Annotated in this window: 28 protein-coding genes; 27 read left to right on the top strand and 1 reads right to left on the bottom strand. The window is 29.3% G+C overall.

All coding sequences use genetic code 11. From position 1 onward, the window contains the following. Nucleotide 1: 1 nt before the first annotated feature. Genes nuoD through L8X28_RS03315 form a run of 12 tightly spaced genes read left to right on the top strand, consistent with a single transcriptional unit; the run spans nucleotide 2 to nucleotide 14,111 of the window. Nucleotides 2-1,228 (top strand): NADH dehydrogenase (quinone) subunit D, encoded by a 1,227-nt coding sequence (nuoD, locus tag L8X28_RS03370; RefSeq protein WP_263665515.1) that lies wholly within the window; start codon nucleotides 2-4, stop codon nucleotides 1,226-1,228. Then, nucleotides 1,225-1,452: an NADH-ubiquinone oxidoreductase subunit E family protein gene (locus L8X28_RS03365; protein WP_039642382.1), complete on the top strand. Its 228-nt coding sequence runs from the start codon at nucleotides 1,225-1,227 to the stop codon at nucleotides 1,450-1,452. The genes nuoD and L8X28_RS03365 overlap by 4 nt, the downstream gene beginning before the upstream one ends. Continuing rightward, nucleotides 1,449-2,165 (top strand): hypothetical protein, encoded by a 717-nt coding sequence (locus L8X28_RS03360; RefSeq protein ID WP_263665514.1) that lies wholly within the window; start codon nucleotides 1,449-1,451, stop codon nucleotides 2,163-2,165. The genes L8X28_RS03365 and L8X28_RS03360 overlap by 4 nt, the downstream gene beginning before the upstream one ends. Continuing rightward, nucleotides 2,162-4,615 (top strand): NADH-quinone oxidoreductase subunit G, encoded by a 2,454-nt coding sequence (locus L8X28_RS03355; RefSeq protein ID WP_263665513.1) that lies wholly within the window; start codon nucleotides 2,162-2,164, stop codon nucleotides 4,613-4,615. Before L8X28_RS03360 ends, L8X28_RS03355 begins: the two co-directional genes overlap by 4 nt. Further along, nucleotides 4,612-5,610 carry an NADH-quinone oxidoreductase subunit NuoH gene (gene nuoH, locus L8X28_RS03350; protein ID WP_263665512.1) on the top strand — a complete coding sequence of 333 codons (999 nt, stop codon included), beginning with the start codon at nucleotides 4,612-4,614 and terminating at the stop codon, nucleotides 5,608-5,610. The genes L8X28_RS03355 and nuoH overlap by 4 nt, the downstream gene beginning before the upstream one ends. A gap of 9 nt (nucleotides 5,611-5,619) precedes the next feature. After that, a complete protein-coding gene (nuoI, locus tag L8X28_RS03345) occupies nucleotides 5,620-6,252 on the top strand; it encodes an NADH-quinone oxidoreductase subunit NuoI (protein ID WP_263661511.1) in 633 nt (210 codons plus the stop codon). Further along, entirely contained in the window at nucleotides 6,245-6,751 is a 507-nt protein-coding gene (locus tag L8X28_RS03340) for an NADH-quinone oxidoreductase subunit J (protein WP_263665511.1), read from the top strand. The genes nuoI and L8X28_RS03340 overlap by 8 nt, the downstream gene beginning before the upstream one ends. Then, nucleotides 6,751-7,062 carry an NADH-quinone oxidoreductase subunit NuoK gene (nuoK, locus tag L8X28_RS03335; protein WP_087699810.1) on the top strand — a complete coding sequence of 104 codons (312 nt, stop codon included), beginning with the start codon at nucleotides 6,751-6,753 and terminating at the stop codon, nucleotides 7,060-7,062. Before L8X28_RS03340 ends, nuoK begins: the two co-directional genes overlap by 1 nt. Beyond that, nucleotides 7,050-8,852: an NADH-quinone oxidoreductase subunit L gene (gene nuoL, locus L8X28_RS03330; protein ID WP_263665510.1), complete on the top strand. Its 1,803-nt coding sequence runs from the start codon at nucleotides 7,050-7,052 to the stop codon at nucleotides 8,850-8,852. The genes nuoK and nuoL overlap by 13 nt, the downstream gene beginning before the upstream one ends. Before the next feature lies 1 nt (nucleotide 8,853). Beyond that, nucleotides 8,854-10,326 (top strand): complex I subunit 4 family protein, encoded by a 1,473-nt coding sequence (locus tag L8X28_RS03325; protein ID WP_263665509.1) that lies wholly within the window; start codon nucleotides 8,854-8,856, stop codon nucleotides 10,324-10,326. Continuing rightward, the gene (locus tag L8X28_RS03320) at nucleotides 10,326-11,723 is read left to right on the top strand and encodes an NADH-quinone oxidoreductase subunit N (protein WP_263665508.1); all 1,398 of its coding nucleotides are present in this window, start codon (nucleotides 10,326-10,328) and stop codon (nucleotides 11,721-11,723) included. The genes L8X28_RS03325 and L8X28_RS03320 overlap by 1 nt, the downstream gene beginning before the upstream one ends. Before the next feature lie 24 nt (nucleotides 11,724-11,747). Next, nucleotides 11,748-14,111 carry a tetratricopeptide repeat protein gene (locus tag L8X28_RS03315; RefSeq protein WP_263665507.1) on the top strand — a complete coding sequence of 788 codons (2,364 nt, stop codon included), beginning with the start codon at nucleotides 11,748-11,750 and terminating at the stop codon, nucleotides 14,109-14,111. Here the strand turns inward: L8X28_RS03315 and miaA are convergent. Continuing rightward, nucleotides 14,102-14,977 (bottom strand): tRNA (adenosine(37)-N6)-dimethylallyltransferase MiaA, encoded by an 876-nt coding sequence (miaA, locus tag L8X28_RS03310; protein ID WP_263665506.1) that lies wholly within the window; start codon nucleotides 14,975-14,977, stop codon nucleotides 14,102-14,104. The two genes, L8X28_RS03315 and miaA, sit on opposite strands and share 10 nt — an antisense overlap. A 69-nt stretch (nucleotides 14,978-15,046) precedes the next feature. Between miaA and mqnP the strand changes: the two genes are divergently transcribed. The 15 genes from mqnP (at nucleotide 15,047) to L8X28_RS03235 (ending at nucleotide 25,186) form a co-directional block, all read left to right on the top strand. Then, nucleotides 15,047-15,922, top strand: coding sequence for a menaquinone biosynthesis prenyltransferase MqnP (gene mqnP, locus L8X28_RS03305; protein ID WP_263665505.1), 876 nt, complete (start codon nucleotides 15,047-15,049; stop codon nucleotides 15,920-15,922). Next, nucleotides 15,919-16,416 carry a hypothetical protein gene (locus L8X28_RS03300; protein WP_220566541.1) on the top strand — a complete coding sequence of 166 codons (498 nt, stop codon included), beginning with the start codon at nucleotides 15,919-15,921 and terminating at the stop codon, nucleotides 16,414-16,416. The genes mqnP and L8X28_RS03300 overlap by 4 nt, the downstream gene beginning before the upstream one ends. Next, nucleotides 16,409-16,930, top strand: a complete 522-nt coding sequence (locus L8X28_RS03295) for a DUF6115 domain-containing protein (protein ID WP_133319486.1) — start codon at nucleotides 16,409-16,411, stop codon at nucleotides 16,928-16,930. The genes L8X28_RS03300 and L8X28_RS03295 overlap by 8 nt, the downstream gene beginning before the upstream one ends. Before the next feature lie 9 nt (nucleotides 16,931-16,939). Beyond that, entirely contained in the window at nucleotides 16,940-17,908 is a 969-nt protein-coding gene (gene moaA, locus L8X28_RS03290; protein ID WP_263665504.1) for a GTP 3',8-cyclase MoaA, read from the top strand. Further along, complete coding sequence (locus L8X28_RS03285) at nucleotides 17,908-18,657, top strand: 7-carboxy-7-deazaguanine synthase QueE (RefSeq protein ID WP_263665503.1); 750 nt, start codon at nucleotides 17,908-17,910, stop codon at nucleotides 18,655-18,657. Before moaA ends, L8X28_RS03285 begins: the two co-directional genes overlap by 1 nt. Beyond that, on the top strand, nucleotides 18,654-19,238 hold the full coding sequence (locus tag L8X28_RS03280; RefSeq protein ID WP_263664558.1) for a 6-pyruvoyl trahydropterin synthase family protein: 585 nt from the start codon (nucleotides 18,654-18,656) through the stop codon (nucleotides 19,236-19,238). Before L8X28_RS03285 ends, L8X28_RS03280 begins: the two co-directional genes overlap by 4 nt. Next, nucleotides 19,238-19,438, top strand: a complete 201-nt coding sequence (locus L8X28_RS03275; RefSeq protein WP_133319490.1) for a cytochrome C — start codon at nucleotides 19,238-19,240, stop codon at nucleotides 19,436-19,438. Before L8X28_RS03280 ends, L8X28_RS03275 begins: the two co-directional genes overlap by 1 nt. After that, a complete protein-coding gene (locus L8X28_RS03270) occupies nucleotides 19,438-19,848 on the top strand; it encodes a hypothetical protein (protein ID WP_220566545.1) in 411 nt (136 codons plus the stop codon). The genes L8X28_RS03275 and L8X28_RS03270 overlap by 1 nt, the downstream gene beginning before the upstream one ends. Continuing rightward, complete coding sequence (locus L8X28_RS03265; RefSeq protein WP_263662759.1) at nucleotides 19,848-20,510, top strand: 16S rRNA (uracil(1498)-N(3))-methyltransferase; 663 nt, start codon at nucleotides 19,848-19,850, stop codon at nucleotides 20,508-20,510. Before L8X28_RS03270 ends, L8X28_RS03265 begins: the two co-directional genes overlap by 1 nt. 77 nt (nucleotides 20,511-20,587) lie before the next feature. Further along, complete coding sequence (rpmE, locus tag L8X28_RS03260) at nucleotides 20,588-20,788, top strand: 50S ribosomal protein L31 (protein WP_039664588.1); 201 nt, start codon at nucleotides 20,588-20,590, stop codon at nucleotides 20,786-20,788. Next, a complete protein-coding gene (gene rsmI, locus L8X28_RS03255; protein ID WP_263665502.1) occupies nucleotides 20,788-21,606 on the top strand; it encodes a 16S rRNA (cytidine(1402)-2'-O)-methyltransferase in 819 nt (272 codons plus the stop codon). The genes rpmE and rsmI overlap by 1 nt, the downstream gene beginning before the upstream one ends. 19 nt (nucleotides 21,607-21,625) lie before the next feature. Beyond that, entirely contained in the window at nucleotides 21,626-22,306 is a 681-nt protein-coding gene (gene rlmB / locus L8X28_RS03250; protein WP_263665501.1) for a 23S rRNA (guanosine(2251)-2'-O)-methyltransferase RlmB, read from the top strand. Further along, nucleotides 22,299-23,171 (top strand): hypothetical protein, encoded by an 873-nt coding sequence (locus L8X28_RS03245; RefSeq protein WP_263665500.1) that lies wholly within the window; start codon nucleotides 22,299-22,301, stop codon nucleotides 23,169-23,171. Before rlmB ends, L8X28_RS03245 begins: the two co-directional genes overlap by 8 nt. Beyond that, the gene (locus L8X28_RS03240; protein WP_263665499.1) at nucleotides 23,165-23,971 is read left to right on the top strand and encodes a hypothetical protein; all 807 of its coding nucleotides are present in this window, start codon (nucleotides 23,165-23,167) and stop codon (nucleotides 23,969-23,971) included. Before L8X28_RS03245 ends, L8X28_RS03240 begins: the two co-directional genes overlap by 7 nt. A 12-nt stretch (nucleotides 23,972-23,983) precedes the next feature. Next, on the top strand, nucleotides 23,984-25,186 hold the full coding sequence (locus L8X28_RS03235) for an LL-diaminopimelate aminotransferase (RefSeq protein ID WP_220566550.1): 1,203 nt from the start codon (nucleotides 23,984-23,986) through the stop codon (nucleotides 25,184-25,186). The last annotated feature ends 1 nt before the right edge of the window (nucleotide 25,187 follow it).

Here is a 25,187-nt window from a genome sequence, read left to right as displayed (position 1 = left end):
AATGCAAATTTCTACTAAATTAAAACCTTATTATGAAAATATAAGCTTTGAGCGTGAAGATGGCACCATGATAGTAAATCTTGGCCCTCAACATCCAAGTGCTCATGGAAATTTACGCCTTATTTTAGAGCTTGATGGAGAAGAAATCACCAAGGCTGCTCCTTGTATAGGTTATATGCATCGTGGTATGGAAAAAATGGCTGAAAATATGATCTATCAAGAGTTTATCCCAACTACTGATAGAATGGATTATATCGCAGCTAGTGCAAATAATTATGCCTATGTAGCTGCTGTGGAAAAACTTTGTGGTTTAGAAATTCCACGCAGAGCAAGTGCAATAAGGATGATTTTACTTGAGTTAAACCGCATTGCTTCGCATTTGTTATGGCTTGCTACACATGCTCTTGATATTGGTGCGATGACAGTATTTTTATACTGCTTTAGAGAGCGTGAGTATGTGCTTGATCTAATAGAAAAATATTGTGGGGCAAGACTTACGCATTCATCTATGAGAATAGGTGGGGTAATGCTTGATTTACCTGAAGGTTTTTTAGATGAGCTTTTAGCATTTTGCAATAAATTTCCAAATGATATAAAAGATTATGAAGCTTTGCTTGATGATAATAGAATTTGGCGTGCAAGAACTGAAAATGTAGGAGTTGTAAGTAAAGAACAAGCGCTAAGTTGGGGTTGTAGCGGGGTCATGCTAAGAGGAAGCGGGATTGCTTATGATGTTAGAAAAGAAGAGCCTTATTTGCTTTATGATGAGGTAGATTTTGGCGTGCCTGTGGCTAAAATGGGTGATTCTTATGCAAGATATAAGGTTTATATGCAAGAATTTAGAGAAAGTTTAAACATTTTAGTTCAATGTGCTAAGCTTTATCAAGATACTCCGCCTGAAATTTTATGCAATCATCCTGAGTATGTAAGCGCTTCAAAAGAGCAAATCATGACGCAAAATTATTCTCTTATGCAACATTTTGTCCTAGTAACCCAAGGTTTAAAACCACCAAAAGGAGAGGTGTATGTGCCAACTGAAAGTCCAAAAGGCGAACTTGGATTTTTTATCCACTCAGATGGTAGCGGTAGGCCATATAGATTAAGAGCTAGAACCCCAAGCTTTTTTCATTGTGCATTTTTAGAAGAAATGCTTGTAGGATCATATTTGGCTGATGCGGTGGCGATTTTAGGAAGTATTAATATAGTTTTAGGTGAGATAGACCGATGAGACGCGTGGATTTAAGAAAAAGTCAAGATTTGTTTAAGGATTTAGAGCAAATCATTCAAAATGCTTATATGGGTGAAGTTTTAGTAGTTTTATTTGAAATAGGAGATTTTTCTAATGTAGAAAAAAGTTTTGCCTTCATAAAAGAGCAAAATTGTGAACTTTTAAATTCTTTAAAATTTAATCAAGTAGATTGGACTATAGTTTTTAAAAAGGTAGGACAATGAAATTAGCAAAATATCAAGAAGGCTTAAATGCTTTGTGTTTTGTGGATTTGCTTTCTTTAAAAAATCCTTCACTTTGCGCTAAGCTTAACAAAAGTAAAAATTATAATATTTCTTGTTTAGAGGATAAAAATTTAAAAGCAAACTTCTATAAATGTGAGATTGCAAGTGTGCCTTTTGTGCTTGCTTTGCTTTGTAAGATGAGCTTGGAGACTGAATTTAACGAATTTGATGAGGGGTATTTAAGTGCTGAATCTTGCTTTGGTGAAGAAGAAGCTTTAGAGATTTTAGAGTTTTTAAAAGAAGCAAAATGTATTATTTTTGATGAAAATTTATATCAACATAAAGATTTTGAAAATATTAAGTATTTTTTAGAAAAACTTTGTCATAAATTTAATCTTTTGCTAATTTGCTCTAATGAAAATGAAGAAAATTTATCAATACAAAATTCTTTTAGTGAGCTTTTAGAACTTGATAATTTTGATGGAACTATTATCATGCAAGCACCTTTGGGAGACAAAAATTTGCATTGCTCTTCTTCTTTTGCTTTAATTGCTAAGGTTAAGGATGGGGATAAAATTAATTTAAAAATAAACACTCAAGAATTTACAACTATAGTAAAAATCAATCATGATTTGAAAGGCACGGTGGCTTTGTTTGATTATGAAAGCGCTGATTTTGCTTTTTCAAAAGCTCAAGTTAAGGTTATAAAATGAAAGTTATCATTAATGGTATAGAATGTGAGGCAAATGAGGGTGAGTATATCTTAAATGTCGCAAGAAAAAATGATATTTTCATTCCCGCAATTTGTTATTTAAATGGTTGTTCTCCAACACTTGCTTGTCGTATGTGTATGGTAGAAGCTGATGGTAAAAAGGTTTATTCTTGTAATACTAAAGTTAAAGAAGGTATGGTAGTAGAAAGTGATTTGCCAAATTTATGGGATGAGCGTAATGCTATCATGCAAGCATATTGCATTAATCATCCTTTGCAATGTGGAGTATGTGATAAATCCGGTGAGTGTGAGCTTCAAAACTTTACACACAAAGCAAGAGTAAATGTGCAAAATTATTGGATTAAAGATACCCATAAAGAGCATAAAAAATGGGGCGAGATTAATTATGATCCAGCTTTATGTATCGTGTGTGAAAGATGTATTACAGTTTGTAAAGATAAAATAGGAGAAAGCGCTTTAAAAACTACTCCAAGAGGAGCAAATACACCCGATGCAAGCTTTAAAGAAAGTATGAGTAAAGATGCGCTAGCTATTTGGACTAAATTTCAAAAGAGTTTAATTGCGCCAAGTGGTGGCGATATACTTGATTGTTCTTTTTGTGGAGAATGTACAAGTGTATGTCCAACGGGAGCTTTGGTGGGTTCGGCTTTTCAATATACATCTAATGCTTGGGAGTTAAAGAAAATTCCAGCTAGTAATCCACATTCAAGTGATTGTGAGTTGATGTATTATGATATTAAACAAACTAGTATTAATAATCAAAAAGAAAAAATTTATAGAGTGAGCAATGATTTTGCTTTTGCTACGCTAAATAAAGCCGCAAGATATGGTTTTAATACCCAAAATGAAGTTCAAGGTAAAGATGAAAAAGCCTTTGAAAAATTAGTAAATATGATAAAAAATAATGAAATAGAAAATATTTTATTTAATAGTTTTATTACTAATGAAGAAGCTTTAATCTTGCAAAATTTAAGTAAAAAATTTAATCTTAATCTTATAAATCATGAAGCCAAAAAATTCCAAGATTTCCTAGCTTGTTTTTATCAAAATGCAAATGCAATGTATAATGCAAATACAGACGATATCACTCAAAGTGATTTTTTAATCATCGTAGGTTCATTTTTACGCTATGATGCGCCAACGCTAGGATATAAAGTTAATAACGCTTTGGTAATGAATAAAGGTGCAGGGCTATATTTTCACCCTATAAAAGATAAAGGTGTGGATAAATATTCTAAAAATTTCTTGCAGATTAATCATGATATTAAAGATAATGAAAGTATTTTATTATTTATCTTGCAAAAATTTGCCAAAGAGCTTCCGCAGGATTTTAAAAACACATTAGAAAATGCGTATTATCAAGATACAAAAGAAATAGAAGAAACTATCAATGAAGAAGTTATTGAAAAGATAGAAAAGCAAAATGAAAACGGCGAAACTATTATAGAAGAAGTTAAAAAACTTGTGCCTAAAAAAATTAAAAAAAGCATAGAGGTGCAAAGATCAAATTATGCGAAAAATCTTGGCATAGATGAGGATATTTTAGAAACTTTACTCGTAAAAAAGCAAAAATTTACACTTATTATAGGAGGTGATTTTTACTATGATGAGCAAAGTGCCAAGCTAGCAAAACTTTGTGCTTTGGTGCAAAAATATACTGAATTTAAAGTCTTTTTAAATCCAACTTGCACTAATACCTTAGGCGTGAGTTTAATTTGTGATTTAAGTCAAGATTTTCAAGTAGGAAAAACATTAGGTTATAACGAAAAAGGCGATTTTACTTTTTCTTATGATGGGCATTTTGATCTTGCAAGTTCTAGTTTAAATCAACAAGAAGGTAGCTTTGTAAATTATGATAAAAGATTAGTTCCTACAAATGCGGCTTTAGAATTTAAAGGTTATTTTTTAAATGATTTGGCAAATGCCTTAGGTTTTGATGAAGAATTTACAATCAACTATACTAAATTTTTACCACAAAATAAAGGCTTTAGGGTAATTGACTTTGATGAGTTAGAAAATCATTATGATAATGGTGGGGTAAATCATAGAGGTTATGAGCTCGATTTTTCCCATTTTGAGTTTGAAAAAACATTAAGTGTTCAAGAAGTTAAAGAGCAAAATGAAGGAAATTTAACTTTATATCATGCAAATAGCATTCATCAGTTTTCAAAGCTTAGTAATAGAGCTTTTAATGAGGTTGGAGCTTTATTTTTATCGTCTGATTTAATGCAAAAATTTGATTTAAACCAAGATGATAGTGTTATTTTAAAAAATGAAAAAACTCAAATTGCTATAAGTGTAAAATGTGATGAATCTTTAGAAAATGGTGCGTATTTAGGGGATTATGATAGTAAGATTGATTATAAATCTTTATTTGATAATACTCGATATGTAAAAGTTTGGCTTGAAAAAGCAGGAGCTAAAATATGAGTGATATTACTTTTTTTATTGTAGAAACAATTATAAAATGCGTGTTTGTTATAGCTATTTTTGCTACTTTAGCAGGCTTGGCAACTTATCTTGAAAGAAAGGCTTTGGCTTTATTTCATCGTCGTTTAGGACCTGATATGGTAGGCCCTTTTGGCTTGCTTCAAGTAGTTGCTGATATGATTAAACTTTTTACTAAAGAGGATATAGTGCCAACTTATGCTCAAAAAGTGGTATTTTTAATTGCTCCATTGATTGCAGCAATTTGTGCTTTTGTAGCAATTGCAGCTATACCTATTTTTCCTGAATTTACTTTATTTGGTAGAGTGATTCGTCCTATTATCGCTGATATTAATGTGGCCTTGCTTTTTGTTGTAGGTATGGGTGGAGTTAGTTTTTATGCGATTTTTTTAGGAGGTTTAGCAAGTAATAATAAATGGTCGCTGCTAGGCGGGGCAAGAGGGCTTGTTTCTATTATCTCTTATGAGAGTGTTGCGGGACTTTCTTTGGTGTGTGTTGTAATGCTTGTTGGATCTTTGTCTTTAGTAGATATTAATAACTATCAAAGTGATGGCATACTTTCTTGGCTTATTTTTAAACAACCTTTAGCTTTTATTTTATTTGTGATAGCTATTTTTATAGAAACTAATAGAACTCCACTTTGTTTAAGTGAAAACGAAACCGAACTTGTTTCAGGTTATGGCACTGAGTATAGCGGACTTAGATGGGGTATGTTTTTTATCGGAGAATATACAGCCATGATTACTGGAGCGATTATGATATCGCTTTTATTTTTGGGTGGATTTAATGATTTTTGGATTATACCAGGGGCTATTATGATGCTTTTGAAAGTGTCTTTTGTGTTCTTTTGGTATTTTTGGGCTAGAGGTGCTTTTCCGCAACTGCGCCCTGATCAAGTAATGAGAATGTGTTATTTGATTTTAATACCTTTAGCGGTTTTAAATTTATTAATTAGTGCTTTAGTACTTGTGATATAGGAAAAAACAATGAAAAAAGGTTATTTTAAAGTAGATTTTGAGCGCAAAAATCCTCAAAATACTTATGAAAAATTCATACAAGTAATCAAGCGTTCTTTAAATACAGAGCTTTTTGTAGGTTTGTTTGTCGTATTAAGAGAAATGTTTAAAAAAAACAATAGCGCAACGATTAAATATCCTATGGAAAAAGTTGCTTTAGATGATAGATATCGTGCAGTTCATCGTTTGATGCGTTTTATTGAAAGTGAAAATGAATGTTGTATTGGTTGTGGCTTGTGTGAAAAAATTTGCATTAGTAATTGTATAAGAATGGAAACGAGTTTAAGTGAAGATGGACGCAAAAAGGTCGAAAATTATAGTATTAATTTAGGGCGTTGTATTTATTGTGGATTTTGTGCTGATGTTTGTCCTGAACTTGCCATTGTGCATGGTAAAGAATATGAAAATGCCGCAGAGCAAAGATCTTATTTTGGTCAAAAGGAAGATTTTTTAACCCCTATCGATGAGCTTAAAAATCAAGTGGTGTTTGAAGGAAGTGGTAGTTTAAGAAAAGATGCTGATGATTTAGTAAAGAAAACTCCAAATTATTATGAGATAGATTTGCAAAGACAGCAAGATGTTCCAAAGGAAGAAAATGTTTGAAACGATAGCTTTTTGTTTATTAAGTGTTTTGGTGTTGGGATTTTTTTTAATTAGTGTTTTAAGCACTAGCGTGCTTTATGCTATCAGTTCTTTGGCTGTGGCTATGGTTTTTTTAAGTGGATTTTATTTTTTACTTAATGCTGAATTTATTGGAGCAATTCAAATAATTGTTTACAGTGGAGCTATTTTAGGTCTTTATAGTTTTGCTATGATGTTTTTTGATGCTTCTATAAAAGTAAAAGAAAGTTTAAAAGGTAAAAGAATCTTCATTCTTGCTGTGATTTTTAGTGCTGTTTTATTAGTTAGTATTATTATGGGATATGAGTTTGGTTTAAATGAAACTAGTGAAGTTTATAGTCTTGATTCTACTCAGCAAATAGGCTTTGCTCTATTTACAAAATATATGCTTGCTTTTGAATTTATGGCAATTTTACTTTTAATAGCTTTAATTTGTGCTATAGCACTTACTCAAAAAAATATAAAAAAGGACGAACAATGATGTTAGAAAAATACTACATTGTGGCTATTTTGATGTTTATCATTGGTCTAATAGGTATCATAAAACGCCAAAATTTAATTATGCTTTTTATTTCAAGTGAAATTTTATTAAATGCTGCTAATTTGGCTTTAGTTACAGCAGGAGCTTCTCATAAAGACATAGAAGGTCAAATTTTTGCTTTATTTGTAATGGGAGTTGCAGCTTGTGAAGTAGCTGTTGGGATAGCGCTTTGTGTTTTATGGTATAGAAAAACAGGAACACTAGAGCTTAGCTCTTTAGCTGAAAAAGGAGAGATAAAATGCAAAATTTAGCTTTAATTGCACTTTTTTCTCCTTTGGCCTCAGCTGTTATTTTAGGTATTTTTGCTTTTAGTGCTAAGAAAATTATTTTAGGTTATTTAGCTTCTTTATTTATGGCTTTTTCGGCTCTTGCTTCAATTGTTTTATTAAATAATGGAGTACATTTTAATTTTGAACTTGGTACTTGGATATCTTTAGTAGATGTTAGTTTTGGTTTTAAAATAGACTCTATTACTTTGATTATGATGAATGTGGTAAGTATAGTAGCGACTTTTGTGCATTTATATAGTATATTTTATATGGAGCATGATGAAGGGTTTAATCACTATTTTAGCTATTTGGGACTTTTTGTTTTTTCTATGATGTTTTTGATTATGAGTGATAATTTCTTAGGACTTTTCATAGGTTGGGAAGGTGTTGGACTTTGCTCATGGCTTTTGATAGGTTTTTGGTATCATAATGAAAAATACACTTTTGCTGCTAATGAAGCATTTATCATGAATAGAATCGCAGATTTGGCTTTGCTTTTAGGAATTTTCTTAATTTATATAGAATTTAACTCTTTAAAATATGATGAATTTTTTACCCTTTTATCTTTAGGGCATGAAAATGATGTGATTTTGATTTTAATAGCACTTTTACTTTTTGTAGGTGCTATGGGTAAATCAGCACAATTTCCTTTCCATACTTGGCTTGCTGATGCTATGGCAGGACCTACGCCAGTTTCAGCTCTAATCCATGCTGCTACTATGGTTACTGCGGGAGTTTATTTGGTAATTCGTGCAGGGGAGCTTTATTTACAAGTTCCTGAAGTAGGGTATTTTATCGCTATACTTGGAGCTTTTGTAGCACTTTTTGCTGCTTCTATGGCTATGGTAGCTAAAGATTTAAAAAGAATTATTGCATATTCGACGCTTTCTCAACTTGGGTATATGTTTGTAGCAGCAGGTCTTGGAGCTTATGCAATAGCTTTATTTCATCTTGCAACTCATGCATTTTTTAAATCTTTATTATTCTTAGGTGCAGGTAATGTTATGCATGCTATGAATGATAAGCTTGACATTAGTAAAATGGGTGGACTTTATAAAAGTATGCGTTTTAGTGCTATTTTAATGCTTATAGGTTCTTTAGCTTTAGCAGGAATTTATCCTTTTGCAGGCTTTTTCTCTAAAGATTTAATTTTAGGATTTTCTTTTATAAGCCATCATCATGGAATTTTTTTAGTACTTTTAATAGCAGCTTTTATGACAGCTTTTTATAGCTTTAGACTTTTAATGCTTGTATTTTTTACTCCAAAAAGACATGAAGAACATCCCCATGAAGCTAGTAAAATAGCTTTGCTTGCGATGAGTCCTTTGGCTTTACTTGCTATTATAGCAGGACTTTTTGAGCATAGCTTTATGGATTTTGTAAGTAAAAATTTAGCTTTTATTGATGGTCAAAATTCTTTAGTTATGATACTTGTAAGTGTTTCTGCGGTACTTGGAGTGCTTTTAGCTATCATAGCTTATTGGAAAAATTGGTTTAAACCATCACTTTCTAAAACAAGTATTTACAAACTTTTGTTTAATGAATACTACATACCAAAATTTTATCATCAATTTATTGTTAGTAAGTATGCTTTATTTTGTGAATTTTTAAGAAAAGCTGATAAAGAAATTTTAGATGCTTTGGTAGATAGTATTGCATTTTTCCTTAAAACATTTGCTAGGGTTCTTAGTATGGGTAAGGATTATTCTTTGGCTTTAAGAATTGTAGTTTTGGCTTTTGTGTGTTTATTTTGTTTAGCTTTGGCGGTGTAATATGCTTGGTTTATTAATGTTATTTCCATTTTTTGCGGCTTTTATAGCTTTATTTTTACAAAAAGAAGATAGCAAGTCCTTTGCTGTTTTAGTTAGTTTTTTGATTTTAGTTTTTAATGTTTTTTTGTTATTTAACTACGATAGTGGCATGGCTTATGAATTTAGTTTAAATTCTTTGATAGTTAATTTTCACATAGGTGTAGATGCTATAGCGCTTTATTTAATATTACTTTGTTCTATTATGATTTTTTTATCTTTTATATGTTTGGATATTCAAGATAAAAGTGTTGTAATAAGTATATTTTTATTACAATTTTGCATTGTAGGACTTTTTGCTTCATTGGATGCTTTATTGTTTTATGTATTTTGGGAGTTTTCTCTTATACCGCTTATTTATTTAATAGGTAGATATTCAGATAATTATAAGGCAGGGATTAAATTTTTCATTTATGCATTTTGTGGTTCTATGCTTATGCTTTTAGCTATTATTTATGTGGGATTTTTGTATTATCAAAGTTTTGGATATTGGAGTTTTGATTTGTTAGCTTGGTATAAGAGTGAATTTTTTATACCTGAGAATGCACAAAATCTAATATTTGTAGGATTTTTTATTGCTTTTGCGATTAAAAGTCCTTTATTTCCTTTTCATACTTGGGCTCCAAAGGTTTATACCAAAAGTCCGACTTTAGTATCTGTAATGCTTGTAAGCTTTAAAATGGCACCTTTTGGATTTTTAAGATTTATTTTGCCTTTAGCGCCTGATACTTTGAATCATTATTATTCTTTACTTGCTATTTTATGTATAGTTGGAATTTTATATGCAGCCTTAATTGCTTTTAAAGCCAAGGATTTAAAAGAATTAATTGCTTATAGCTCAATTTCGCATTTGGGTGTGGTAATTTTAGGTATCGTAACTTTTACTTATAATGGGGTTAGTGGTTCTGTATTTTATATGTTTGCACATGGTATAGTAACAGGTGGCTTATTTTTAGCCGCTTATATGCTTTACAAAAGATATCATACTTTTGATTTAGACTTTTATAAAAATTTAGCTAAAACAGCTCCATTATTTAGCTTTTTCTTTGCAGTATTGTTGTTTTCATCTATTTCATTACCTTTGACTATTTCCTTTGTAGGTGAGTTTTTGATCTTGCAAGGTGTGGCAAGTGTAAATTTATGGTATGCATTATTTGCGGGCGGTGTAATCGTTTTAGGAGCTATTTATATGCTAAATATTTATAGAAATATGTTTTTTGCTACTTGCGAAGAAGAAGTGTGCAGTAAATTTACGCTTAAAAAAGGTGAAATTTTTGTTTTAAGTATTTTAAGTGCATTAGTGATTTATTTAGGGGTAGCTCCAAGTGCTATGCTAGATCAAATTGCTTCTAATGTAAATAGTATTCTTGAAGTTATGCAAACAAGAAATATCGCCATAGAAAATCAAAAAATCATAGATAGTATAAGAGGTTTTTAATGAGTGGTTTTAGTTTAGAAAAATTAAATTTTGTATTATTATTTCCTGTGTTGTCATTGCTTTTTTGGGCTATTGCATTACTTTTATTGAGTGCGTTTAAAAAACTTTCTAGAAATTTTTATATAGGAGCAAGTGTTATAGCTTTGCTTAGCACTTTGTGTTTTTTATTGCTTTATAATGGTTTTGTTTTAGATGATTCTCATGCTTTTTTTGGTTTATTTGTAAGCGATAATTATGCAATTTTTGCGCAAATAATTATTTTGTTTTTTTCTATGCTTTATTTGCTTATAGACAAAGATGAACAAAGAGCAGAATTTTTTTCTTTATTTTTGTTTATGGTTGCTTCTTTAATATTAATGGTTTCAAGTACTAATTTGATTGTGATTTTCCTAGCTTTAGAAGGATCTTCTTTAGCTCTTTATACATTAATAGCATTAAGAGGAACTCATAATGCTATTAGTTCTAGCATAAAATATTTTGCCTTAGCTGCAGTAGGGGCTGGATTTTTTGTTTTTGCTTGTGCTTTTGTGTATTTAAAAACAAAGTCTTTGGATTTGGATAATTTATTGCATTCTGAATATATTTCAGATCCTATATTATTATGTGCTGGAGTAATGTTTTTGGTTATTGTTGGAGTAAAACTTTCTATCGCTCCTTTTCATTTTTGGCTAAAAGATGTATATTGTGGAGTTCATACAAATTTTATAGCTTTCATATCTATTGTTCCAAAAATTGCTATGATAATAGTAGTTTTAAGAATTTTTTCTGCTTTAGGCGGTGGAGTAAAATTTGAATACATAGTCGCATCGTTAGCAATTTTTTCTATGCTTGCTGTAAGCATAGTGGCTTTAATTCAAAAAGATGCAAAAAAAATGCTTGCATATAGCTCTATTACTCATTCTTCTTTTATATTGGCTGTTATTGTTTCTAGTATGAGTGTGAGTTCTCAAGGAGATGGAACTTCTTACCTGCTTTCAATTTTTGCCTTGTTCGTTTATTGGGTTTCTTTTGCTTTTGCAAACTATGGAATTTTTTTAATCTTAAGTTTATTTCAAAAAAGCTCATTTGAAAGTTTTTCTGGCTTATTTGATCAAAGACCCGTATTATCTATAATATTAGCTATGTTTATTTTATGTATAGCAGGAATTCCACCTTTTGGGATTTTTTGGGGTAAAATTTTAATTTTAGCTTCTATTTTAAATTCAGGCTATTATGTGCTTATATTTGCTATAGCTTTAAGTTCCATGATCATGCTTTATGCTTATTTGAAAATTTTAATTTATATCTTTTTTAAAAAAAGTCAATCTATAAAGAGTATAAATTTAGATATCAAGCAAAAGATTATTTTAAGTTTATGTTTTATCGGAAGCTTATCATGTGTGTTTTTGCTTTTGTGAAATAATATTGCTATAATCACGCTCATGATAAGGATTTTATTTTTATTATTATTAAGCATAAATTATATATTTTCTTTTGAGGTTATTGTTAATAAAGGGGAAGAACAAAATCGTCCCTTTACACTTTTGCATTTAAAAGATAATAAAGATTTTACTTGCAAGAGTATTTTTGAATTTGAAAAAACTCATTTTGAGTGTAATGTTTTGGGCGTTAGTAATATGCAATTTCAAAATAAAGAATTTGATGATTTTACAATTTATTTTGAAAAACACCAAACTTTTTTGACAATTAAAATATATCCTAAAATTTTAGCTAAAATGTTTAATTATTCTCAAGATATTTTTAATGCTAAAGAAATTCAAAGTCAAAATGGAGATACTTCTAAACATTTTGTGTTTATTTTTACTAAGGATTTAAGGTATTATAAACCTAGCGATGGACTTGATTTTGATATTTATTTTGATGATGCATTAATGCCTTATATTGGAGCATTGGATTTAAATTCTAATCCTATGGAAACTTCAAAAAGTGCAGATTTTAATGCATATTTTAATATCAAACAAGAATATGAAGCCAAAAAATACGATCAAGTTTTACGAGATGCTGTTAATGCTATTAAGCGTTATCAAGGTAGTGTATTTATGAATGAATTTGAGCTTTATAAATTAAGAGCGCAAAATAAGCTTTACACTTATGAGCTTGATAAAGATCAGCAAATTTTAGAACAAATGCTAGATGATGTTAAAAGATGGGTGAGAACTTATATTAATGATAAAGATTATACGGAAGTAATGTATATCATGATGAGAGTTTATATGGGCTTATCTCAAAGGTCTAATGTTGATTATATTATTGATACTTTAAGTACTGAGCATAAAGACGATAAATATACTATAATAGCTTTACTTGATTATGCAGATTATTTATATCATTTGGGTAAAAAAAATATAGCAAATAATATTTATCAAGATGTATATTATTCTACTCCGAATGCAGATTTAGCTAGTAGGGCTGCTTTATTTTTGTCTAAAAATTATTTAGAAGCGCAAAATACAAAAGAAGCCAAGGAGTTAGCAAGTAAAATTTTAGAGTCAAATCCTGAATTTTTTATGAGTGATTTAGAAAATTCTTTATCTTTAGCTAAGGCTTTTAGTAATCATAGAATTTATGATTTAAGTTCTAAAATTTATGAGTATATTTTTACGCATTTGACTAAAGTCGATAAGGAATATGAAAGAGTATTAAAAGATCTTTCTTTGGCTTTGTTAAATGCAAATGAACATACTAAAGCTCAAAAGTATTTAGATCTTTACACAGAAGATTTTCCTTTGGGTGAATATGTGAGTTTAATAAAAGAAGCTCAAGATAAAAATTTCTTATATTTAAAAGATAATAATGCAAGTTTTTTACATCAAAGATATGAAGAGATCATGCAAAAGTATGCTGGAGAAATTTCTAGTATGGCTTTATTTGATAATGTGAGATTATATTTTCAAGAAAAAAATTATGAAAAAGTTGTAAGTTATCAAAAAGACATAGAAAAATATTCCAACAAAGAAATCAAAAATCTTTTAGAACAAGCTGCTATTTTAGTTTTAGAACAAAATTTAAAAAATGATGAGTGCTTAGCTGCTGTTAAAATATATGATGATTTTAAGGTCTATGATGTGGGAAATAAAATACAAAATAAAAAACAAATGCTTGAATGCTTTAAGCGTACTACTCGTATAGAAGAAGCTAAAAAATATATAGTGGAAAATGAAAATGATGATATTATTTTTTATAAACTCCAAAGTGCAGATTTAGCGCTTAAAGATAAGCGTTATCGTTTTGTTGTAAAAACAATTAATGATATTTTAAATACAAGAACTATTATTAGCGATGATGAAAAATTTGAAGCAAATTATATTAAATTTTTTGCTGAACTTAAATTGCAAGATTATAATGCTATGATAAGAACTTTGCAAAAACTAGAGCAATTTCCTATGAATTATCGTATGGTGGAATTATATTATGAGTTTTTGCGTTATTGTGAAAAAAATAATTTTCTAACAAGTATTTTAACTTATGCTCCAAAGGCTATTGATTATCAAAATTTAAAAGGAGTAAATCTTTTTAGTCCGGATTTAGAATTTATCTATATCAAAGCCTTAAAACAAAACAATCAAGCTCAACAAGCCTTAACTTTGTTTAAAGATTTGCTTGCTAATCCTTTAAAAGACGATGAGCGCGCAAGAGCTTTTTATATGCAAAGTAATATTTATGAAGATTTAAAAGATGTACAAAATCGAAAGCAAAGTTTGCAAAATTGTATAAATATTAACACAACAAGCAATTGGCAAAATTTATGTAAAGATAAATTAAATGTCTTAAACACTCAGCCTTGATGTTTTTTTAAAATATAAGCTTTTAAATTTTCATAAGGGTTTTGAAAATCTAAAATTTCTTTGTTGAATTTTTTATTAAAAGTTCTTTGTCTTTTGGCAAGTTGTCTTGTGTGAATGATGATGAGTTCTTCAAGCTCGTTTAAATTTATTTTTTTATCTAAAAAATCTTTACATTCTTTTAAGCCTATGGAATTTAGTGCTTTTAAATGATGATCATAGTTACTATATAGCATTTTAGCTTCATCTATTAAACCCTCATCAAGCATATTTTTAGTGCGTTTAATAATGCGTTTTTCCAAAAGATCTTTTTGCCAAGAAATTTCAAAAATATCAAGTTTTTTAATTAAAGCTTCTTGTTTTGTTTCTTTTAAAACTTCGCTTGGGATTTTATTAGTTTGCTCATAAATTCCAAGCCATTTTTTTAAGCGATAGGTGTCGTTTTTTTCTATTTTGGCATGTGGATCAGTTTTTATCATTAAATGATAAATTTCATCATTACTTAGCGTGCTTTGACTTTCTTTGAAATTTTCACTCAAGCCATCCATTAAAGCTTTTAAATAAAAACTAGTTCCACCTGTAATAATTAACATTTGATTGTTTTTTTGAGCAAAGGCTTTTGCTTTTTTGTATTCTTCAAAAAATAAAGCAATGTTAAAATGCTCATTGACATTTAATAAATTTATGCCAAAATAATCAAGCTCATCTAAGGTTTTTTGCTCTGTTTTGGCTGAAGCGATGTTGATTTGTTTATACACGCAAAGACTATCAAGGCTTAAAATGCTTGCATTAAATTCATAAGCTAGTTTGTTAGCAAGTTCTGTTTTGCCACTTGCAGTAGTTCCAATAAGAGCAAATTCAAAAAACATCGTAAAAATATCCTAAATTTAAAATTATTTTAGTAAAATCATAACAAAAATATACTATAAAGAGAAAAAATGCCTTTATTAAAAGAAAAATTAAAAGATATTTTGGACTTGATTGTTTTTAAGCATTCTATTTTTGCTTTACCATTTTTGTTTGTTTCTATGATTGTAGCTTCTGTTATTTTAAATGATAGCACTTGGTTTGGTTTTAAAGCTTTGTTTTTGGGTGTTATTTGCGCGGTAAGTGCAAGAAATTTTGCAATGGCAATCAATCGTTTGATGGATGAAGACATTGATAAAAACAATCCAAGATGTGCAAATAGACCTAATATCGATGGTCGTATAGGTAAAACTAGCATTTTACTTTTTATTATTTTAAATGCTATTATTTTTGTTTTGGCAAGTTATTTTATCAACAAACTAGCCTTTGCTCTTTCTTTGCCGGTATTGTTTATTTTAGCTATTTATTCAGCCTTTAAAAGATTTTCATCCCTAGCGCATTTAGTATTAGGATTTTGCTTAGGACTTGCTCCTATTGCAGGCAGTATTGTGGTTTTGGGAAGTATTGAAATTTATAGTGTTATTTTGTGTTTGGGTATTACTTTTTGGACAGCTGGTTTTGATTTACTTTATGCTTTGCAAGATATGGAGTATGATAAAAAGACAGGCTTGCACTCTATACCTGCTAAATTTGGGCTTGAAGCGACCTTGTTCATCTCAGCATTTTGTCATGTTTTAGCAGTGCTTTTTTGGTTTTTATTTGTTTGGGTAGCTCCAACAGGAAATATTGCATTTTTAGGTGTGATTGTTAGTGCTGTTATTTTATTTTTTGAGCACCGCATTGTTAGAAAGAATTTTGCAAAAATTGACAAAGCATTTTTTACTTTAAATGGGTATTTAAGTATAGTGTTTTTTATTTTTATATGGGTTGATCTTTTATGGAGATGAAATTTTTTAAAAGTTCTTTGGAATTAGAATTTGAAGAGAGCACAGAAAGATATGAAGAGTTTTTGCAAGAATATGTTTCAAGTAATAATTATGTCAATTTAAGCAAATGGAAAAAGCTTGCTTCAAGGGTAGAATTTAGCGAGGGTGAGCAGTTGATTTTTGATTTGCTTATGGATTTAAAGCAAGAATTGTATTTGATAAAAAATGATATTAATAAAACAAAATTATTTGTTAATTTAAAATATAAATCTTTTGTGATTGGGGTAAATTTTACACATATTCAATTTAAAGATAGGTGTTTAATGCAAGATGAAGATTATTATGCTAGATTTAATTTAAATGGTCAAAAAATTAGTATTTTTTTTAAAGCATTAAATGAGAATGAAGCAAAAATCACGCAAATAAAAGCAGAAGATGAGCTCGTGTATGATAATTTTGTAGCAAATATGCAAAGAGCAATGATTAAAATTTTAAAGGAGCAAGAAAATGGATAGTGATTTATTATTGTGGCTAGTTGTAGCTTTATTAATTTTTGCTATGTTTGCTTATATGATGATTAAAGAAAAAGAAAGTATTGTTAAGATTAATGAGCTTGGTAAAATGATAGAAGATTTAAATAAACAATATCATTATTTAAAAAAAGAAAGTTTAGATGAGCAAGAGCAAGAAAAAGAAGAAATAGACACTGAAGCCATAAGAGAAGAATTAAAAGAAGAACTTTTGCAGGTGCTAGAACAAAAAATCAATCAAAATATTATTCCTATTTTAAGTGCTTTAAAAGAAGTAGAGGAAGTAATTGAAGAATTTCAAAGTGAGCAAAAAAATCGTTTATTAAATTTAGAACAAAAAACCCAAAGTATTACAAAATTAAGCCCAAGCTATGATAATGAAGAACAAAAAGTCATAGAACTTTTTAATCAAAAAAAATCCATAGAGCAAATTGCAAAAGATTTGCGTATAGGTATGGGCAGGGTTGAGCTTATTTTAAAATTTAATAAATTATTATAAAGGCCTTTGATGTTAGTAGATAGCTATGGAAGAGTGATCGATTATTTAAGAATTTCAGTAACACAAAGATGTAATTTTCGTTGCCTTTATTGTATGCCAAAAACTCCATTTGAATGGAGTGCTAAGGAAAATCTTTTATCATTTGAAGAGCTTTTTATGTTTGTTAAAGTTTGTATTGATGAAGGAATTAAGAAAATTCGTATTACAGGCGGTGAGCCTTTAGTAAGAAAAGATTTGCATAAATTTATTGCTATGATTAGTGAGTATAAGCAAGATATAGATCTAGCGCTTACTACTAATGCTTCTTTATTAAAACAACAAGCAAAGGATTTAAAACAAGCGGGCTTAAAAAGAATTAACATCTCTTTGGATACTTTAAAAGAAGAAGTGGCCTTTAAATTAGCTCAAAAAAACATACTCAAAGATGTGTTAAATGGTATTAATGAGGCTTTAGAATTAGGTTTTAATATTAAATTTAACACCGTAGCTCTTAAAGGGATTAATGATAGTGAATTTATCGATCTTTTAGAATTTGCCAAAGCACGCAAAAGCCAAATTCGCTTTATAGAATTTATGGAAAATTATCATGCTTATGGAGATTTAAAAGGCTTAAAATCAACAGAAATTTTAAATATCATTGCTCAAAAGTATTCTTTTAAACAAGGACAAAAAAGTCCAAATGCACCTGCGACTATTTATGAACTTGAAGATGGGTATGAGTTTGGCATTATTGATCCACATAGCCATGATTTTTGTGATAGTTGTAACCGTATAAGGCTTTCAGCCGAAGGGCTTTTAATACCTTGTTTATATTATGATGAGGCTTTAAGCATTAAAAAAGCTATACGCAATAAAGACATAGCAAGTGCTTGTGAAGTTTTAAAAACCGTGATAAAAAATAAATCAGAAAAAAATAGATGGGCAGAAAATGATGCCAATCAAAGTTCTACAAGAGCCTTTTATCAAACAGGTGGATAATGGAAGTTGTTGAAACTTTTTTAAGCTTGCAAGGTGAAGGAAAATATAGTGGAAATTTGGCTATATTTGTAAGATTTGCCGGGTGTAATTTTAACTGCGCAGGCTTTGGAGTAAAAAAAGAAAAAGATTCTAAAATACTTTTGGGCTGTGATACTATAAGAGCTGTTTTTACTAAAGAATTTAAAACTTGTTATAAAACATATACTTCAACAAAGCTTTTTGATGAGGTTTTGAAGCTAGCAAATTCACGCAAAGTTATAGTTGTAATTACGGGTGGTGAGCCTTTGTTAAATTATCAAAATAAAGATTTTTTGTGTTTTATTAATTTACTTTTAGAAAATGATTTTATGGTGCATTTTGAAACAAATGCAAGTATTGAAATTGATTTTGAAAAATATCCTTTGTATAAAAAATGTTATTTTGCTTTAGGAGTAAAGCTTAGCAATAGTGGTGTAAAAAAAGAAAAAAGAATTAATGAAAAAGCTTTGAAAGCTTTTAAAAATTATGCTAAGGAAAGTTTTTATAAATTTGTTTTGGATAAGGATTTTTTACAAGAAAATAAAGCCTTAAAAGAAATCAATGAAATTTTACAAGTTTGTAAAAATGATGTTTTTTGTATGCCTATGGGGTCAAATGAAGAAGAAATTTCCAAAAACGCCTTAAGTGTTGCTGAATTTTGTATAAAAAATGGATATAATTACTCCGATAGATTGCATATTAGAATTTGGGGAGATAAAGAAGGCGTATGATTATTAGAAAAATATTTGAATTTGAAAATGCTCATATTGTTAGATTTTGTAGCTCCAAGCGATGTAAAACAAGCATACATGGCCACTCTTATAAGGTAGAAATTTTACTTGAGAGTAAATACCTTGATAATGCTGGAATGGTGTATGATTTTGGTTTGTTAAAAGATGAGATAAAACAAATTATTGATAGTTTTGATCATGCTATTACGCTTTTTAAAGATGATGATAAAGCTTATTTAGAAGATATGAAAAAGCACTCGCAAAGATGGGTGAGTTTACCTGTGAATGTAAGTGCGGAAAATTTTGTACGCATATTTTTTGTACTGATTGATACTTTGCTTTTAAAGACTAAGATGGTCAATGGTGAGCAAGGTGTTAGTTTAAAAAGCATTATTGTGCATGAAACAAGAACAGGTTATGCACAAGGTTTTAGAGAAGATGCTTATAGTGAATTTTTACCAAAGATTGATTTGGCAGATATTGACTTTTCACAAGCTATAAGAGATGAATGGAAAGACAAAGATTTTTTTGAAAAACTTCAAGATGTAAATTTTGTTTTTATCAATCAAAAGGAGGTGTAATGAAAAAGATTTTATTGATTGTGCCAATATTGCTTTTTATGGCTTGTTCAAATCAAGAGAATAAAAATATAAAAAAAGAAATACAAACCGAGCAAGTTCAGATTGAACAAAGTGATTCTAATGTCATTATAGATGATGAAACACTTCCTATACCTGTTGATGATGATATACAAGATGAAAATAATACACAAGGACAATAATGGATCAAAGTTATGAATTTTTTTTAGCATTGCATGTGTATAGTTTATATACAAATGGTTTTTTAATGTTGTTTTATTTGTATTTGACTCAAAGTAACTTCTCACAAGAATTTATCTTTATAAAAAGAATTCGTCTATTTTTGCCAATTTATTATTTGTTTTTAGCAATTACACTTTTTACTGGAAGTTTGTTATGGGCTTTAAAGCATTTTGAATTTAATTTCTATGTGCTTTCTATGTGGTTTTGTTGGATTTTGATTTTTGCTTTGGCTATTTATCAATTTGTTTTATTTAAAAAAGCAAGATTGTTTAAACGCTATGCTAAATTTAGATTTTTAAGTTTTTTTATTTTGTGTTTAGGTATATTCTTACTTTTTGTACCTTATTTACTTAAGAGGTTTTATTTTTAATGCAATTTTTATATCACCCACAAAGTGGTACTGCAAGTTTAGAGCTAGAAAATGAAGCCTTTTTGCACTTAAAGGCTCGAAGAATTAAAGTGAGTGATAAAATTATATTAAAGAATTTGAAAGATTTTTATACTTACACTTATGAATGCATAGAGCTTTCTAGACGCTCTTGCGTATTAAATTTACTTGACAAAAAAGAAGAAAAACAAGAATTAAAAACATATATACATTTAGCTTTGGCGGTGATTGATCCAAAGGTTATAGAAAAAACTTTACCTTTTTTAAATGAACTTGGAGTAGCAAAACTTTCTTTTGTGTATATGGAATACTCGCAAAAAAATTTTAAATTAGATTTTAAAAGAATGGAAAAAATTCTTATAGAATCATCCCAGCAATGCGGTCGTGCTTCTTTAATGGAACTTGAAAGTTTTGATGACTTTAAAAAATTTCAGCAAGCTTATGAAAATATTGTTTTGATAGATTTTGAAGGTAAAGATTTGATGAATTTTGATCCCGATAGATATGTATTTTTGGTTGGGGCTGAAGGCGGATTTTCGCAAAAAGAAAGAGAAATAAATATAAAAAGAGCAAAATTACAAGCCAACTATATACTTAAAGCACAAACAGCACTTATAGGGGTTGCTTCAAAATTTATAATTTAAAAGCATGCTTAAATTTAGCTATTTTTTATATAAAAATCTATATAATTACGCCTTAATGTTTTGAAAAAGGATAAACAATGAAGAAAGAAATTCACCCAGAATATGTAGAGTGTAAAGTTAGTTGTGCTTGTGGAAATTCTTTTACTACTAAGTCAAATAAATCAGAAATTAAAGTTGATATTTGTTCAAGCTGCCACCCATTCTTTACAGGTAGTGAAAAAATCGTAGATGCTGCGGGTCGTGTAGAGAAATTTAAGAAAAAATACGCAATGCAATAATGTTATATTTTATTCCTACGCCCATAGGAAATTTAAACGATATTTCTTTTCATTCTTTAGAAATTTTACAAAAATGCAAGCTCTTTTTATGTGAAGATACAAGAGTTTGCAAATCTTTAATTCATCTTCTTAATGAAAAATTTAATTTAGAAATAAAGCCTGATAAATATATAGCTTTACATACTCATAATGAAAAAGATTTTTTAGCAAAAATAGATGAGGATTTTTTTAAACAAGATATTGCATATTTAAGTGATGCAGGTATGCCAGGTATTAGCGATCCGGGGCAATTTTTAATCGAATATGCTATTAAAAACAATATTGACTATGAAGTCTTAACAGGATCAAATGCTGCTTTGCTTGCATTGGTTTCAAGTGCATTTTGTAAAAAAGAATTTATTTTTATGGGTTTTTTGGCCAATAAAAATCCTCAAAGACAAAAAGATATTGAAAATTTAATGCTTAATCCTTATCCTAGTATAGTTTATGAAGCACCCACTAGAATACTTAATTTAGTAGAAGAAATTAGTAAAATTGATCCTTTAAGAGAAATTTTTATCATAAAAGAAGCAACAAAGAAATTTGAAACTAAATTTAGAGCAGAAGCTTTAGAGGTTTTGGAAAAATTAAAAACAATGGATTTACGCGGTGAATGGTGTGCAGTGGTAAATGCTAAAGAAAAGCAATTTCATCAAAATACCTTGTGTGAGCAAGATGTTTATGAGCTTGATTTATCTTTAAAGGCAAAGGCAAAACTTCTTTCGAAAATCAATGCAAAATCTCCAAAAGAAAATTATCAAAAACTGCTTTTAAGTTGAATTTGGTTATTATTTAAAAATGATAGTTTATGGTAAGCAAGTGTTTTTTTATATCTTAGAAAAGCATGAAGAAAAAATTAAAGAAATTTATTTAGCGAAAGAATGTGAAAAAGCTGATTTTACAAAAATAACAAGGGCATCAAAAAAAATTAAAAAACTCGATTTTAAAGCCGCACAAAGTTTGGCAAGAGGTGGAAATCATCAAGGTTTTTTAATGGAAATTGATGAATTTGAATTTAGCTCTTTTGAGAGTTTAAAAGAAAAAGATTTTATAGTTATTTTATATAATATTAGCGATGTTGGAAATATAGGTGCTATCGTGCGTAGTGCTTATGCTTTAGGTGCTGATGGGGTTATTTTGGTAGCTAAAAGCGTGGCTATGGATGGAGTTATTCGTGCAAGTAGTGGAGCAGCTTTAGATATGAAAATAGTCTTAAATGATGATATTTTAAGCATGATAAATGAGTTAAAACAAAAAGGTTTTTATATCTATGCTAGTGCAAGCGGAGGTAGTGATATACATACTATCAAGGCCAAAGATAAAAAAGTTTTGATTATGGGAAGTGAAGGTTTTGGTATAGCGCCAAAGGTACTTAAAAAATGCGATGAGTGCGTAGGTATAAAAATGCACAATGATTTTGATAGTTTAAATGTTAGTGCAGCATTTGCAATACTTTGCGATAGGATGAAAAATGGATAGTTGGAAAAAATTAGAAGATTTAAATTTGTTAGAAGTTCAAAAAAGAACACAAATAGAAATAGCTTGTCTTGAATATATCATTAAGAAAGATTTTAAGTCTTTATCTCGCTTTAATGTAAATGGCTTTATTAAAATTTTACAAAGAGAGTATGAGCTTGACTTTTCTAATTTTTTAGAAGAATATCATGTCTATTTAGAAGAAAATGGTATTGAGAAAAAAAATCATGTGCATATTTCACCTAGAATGAACTCATATACCAAAGAAAGCTCAAGTGTATGGTATATTGTGATTATAGTAGTAGTACTTTTGATAGTAGCTTTGGCCTGGGGTGTTTCAAGATTTTTTCAAAGTTCTACTTTAGATGAAAATACTACCAATGTATTAAATCAAGAGCAGGTTGTTTTAGAAGAAAAAGTTGATGAAAATGAAACACCAGTTCTTAATTTTTTTGCTGATGATGCTATGGAAAATAATGAAACAAACGCGACTATTTTAGAACCAATAAGCGAGAACAATAATACAGAAAAAACATTAGAAGATAATGCTAGCTCAAATATGCCTGAAGAAAATATCATTTTACTCAATGAAAGCATTATAAAACCAAGTGCAGAGCTTTGGCTTGGTATAGTGGATTTAAAAACTTTTAGAAAGAGCTCTTTAACTATTAAAAATGATTATGTTTTACCTTTGGATAAAGATATGTTAATTACCACAGGCCACGCTGCTTTTAGCTTAAACGATGAAAATAATAATACTTTAGAGTTTAAAAACGGTGTGTCTAAATTTTTAATGATTAAAGATGGTAAAATCAAACAAATTACAAAAGCTGAATTTATCAAAGAAAATAGAGGAAAATTATGGTAAGAATTTTAATATTTTCCATTTTTTTTACTCTTAACGCTTTTGCACTAAGTGCTTTAGAAGTTGCAAAACATATTGTTAATGATAATTCTAAAGATGCGAAATTAGAGCTCTTGTTTGCAAGGAATGATTATAAAGATGAACGCGGAAATGTAGATATTTACACTATTTCTCAAATTTTAAAAACTAATTCTTTGGCAAATTTTATATTAAATGAGCCAAAAACTCTAACTTTTAGTTTTAAAGCTCAAGCTGATTCTGTTTTATTTTTTAAAACTATTAATGATACTTTAAATGAATTAGGCTATGTGTATTTTATACCAACTGAATTAACTTTAAGGGAAAATTATATCACCTATAAGTTAGCTGTAGATTCTCAATATATGCTTGATCCAGGAGTTTTCTATAAAGCCTTGTTATCAAGCTCTGTTTTTATTAAAGATATTTCTAAAATTTCAGAATTAAATTATGAGTATGAGCTAGATTTTTCAAAAGCAAAACCTAAAGTTAATACTCAAATTCCACTAAATACCATCACTCAATTAAATAAGCCTTTAAGGGAATATATTGTTGATTTACAAGGAGCAAAAAGCATAGAGCTTAGCGCGCACAATCTTGATTCTTGGTTTTGTAAAATTCAATTTTTAGATAAAAATTTAAATTTTATTCAAGGTATAGAAAACACACACAAACAAAATGAAGTAAATGTAAATATACCATTGGGTGCAAAATATGCTATCATTGGCGATATGTTTAGCCTTGATAACATAAAAAGGGGTTTAAAAATTTACTTAAGACGCTAAAAAGGATGGAAAATGTTTGAAGAAATTCATTTTAATACCATAGAAAGACTTCCAAATTATGTTTTTGCTGAAGTTAATGCGATTAAAATGGCAGCAAGAAGAGCAGGGGAGGATATAATAGATTTTTCTATGGGAAATCCTGATGGTAAAACTCCTCAACACATTATAGATAAACTTTGTGAAAGTGCAAATAAAGAAAAAACTTCTGGTTATTCTGCTTCGAGTGGAATTTATAAACTAAGACTTGCAATTTGTAATTGGTATAAAAGAAAATACGATGTTGATTTAGATCCTGAAAGTGAAGTAGTTGCAACGATGGGCTCTAAAGAAGGCTTTGTAAATTTAGCAAGAGCTGTTATTAACCCAGGAGATGTAGCTATTGTACCTACACCCGCTTATCCTATACACACTCAAGCTTTTATCATAGCAGGTGGTAATGTAGCAACTATGAATTTTGATTTTAATGAAAATTATGAATTAAATGAAAATACTTTTTTTGAAAATTTACAAAAAACACTACATGAAAGTATTCCGCGTCCAAAATATGTAGTAGTAAATTTTCCGCACAATCCTACAACAGTCACTGTGGAAAGAAGTTTTTATGAGAGATTAGTTGCAATGGCAAAAAAAGAAAGATTTTATATTATTTCTGATATTGCTTATGCAGATTTGACTTTTGGTTCTTATAAAACCCCTTCTATTTTTGAAGTAGAAGGTGCTAAAGATGTAGCGGTAGAAACTTATACACTTTCAAAGTCTTACAATATGGCAGGTTGGCGTGTAGGTTTTGTAGTGGGTAATAAACGCTTAATTGCGGCTTTGAAAAAAATCAAGTCTTGGTTTGATTATGGTATGTATACTCCTATACAAGTTGCTGCTACTATAGCTTTAGATGGAGATCAAACTTGTGTTGAAGAGATTAAGGCAACTTATGCAAAAAGATTAGAAGTCTTGCTTGATTCATTTTTTCAGGCAGGGTGGGAGCTGAAAAAACCAAATGCAAGTATGTTTGTTTGGGCAAAACTCCCTCAAAGTAAAGCTCACCTTGGAAGTATGGAATTTTCTAAACAGCTTTTGCAAAAAGCAAATGTAGCGGTAAGTCCTGGAGTTGGTTTTGGTGAAGCGGGTAATGAGTATGTTAGAATAGCTTTAATAGAAAATGAAAATCGCATTCGTCAAGCAGCAAGAAATATAAAAAAATATTTAAGGGAATAAA

The sequence above is a fragment of the Campylobacter sp. CNRCH_2016_0050h genome, assembly GCF_025772605.1.
In the GTDB taxonomy this organism is placed as follows: Bacteria; Campylobacterota; Campylobacteria; order Campylobacterales; family Campylobacteraceae; genus Campylobacter_D; species Campylobacter_D lari_D.
The sequence above is the reverse complement of the archived record's forward strand: the minus strand, read 5'-3'. Positions and strand labels throughout refer to the sequence as shown.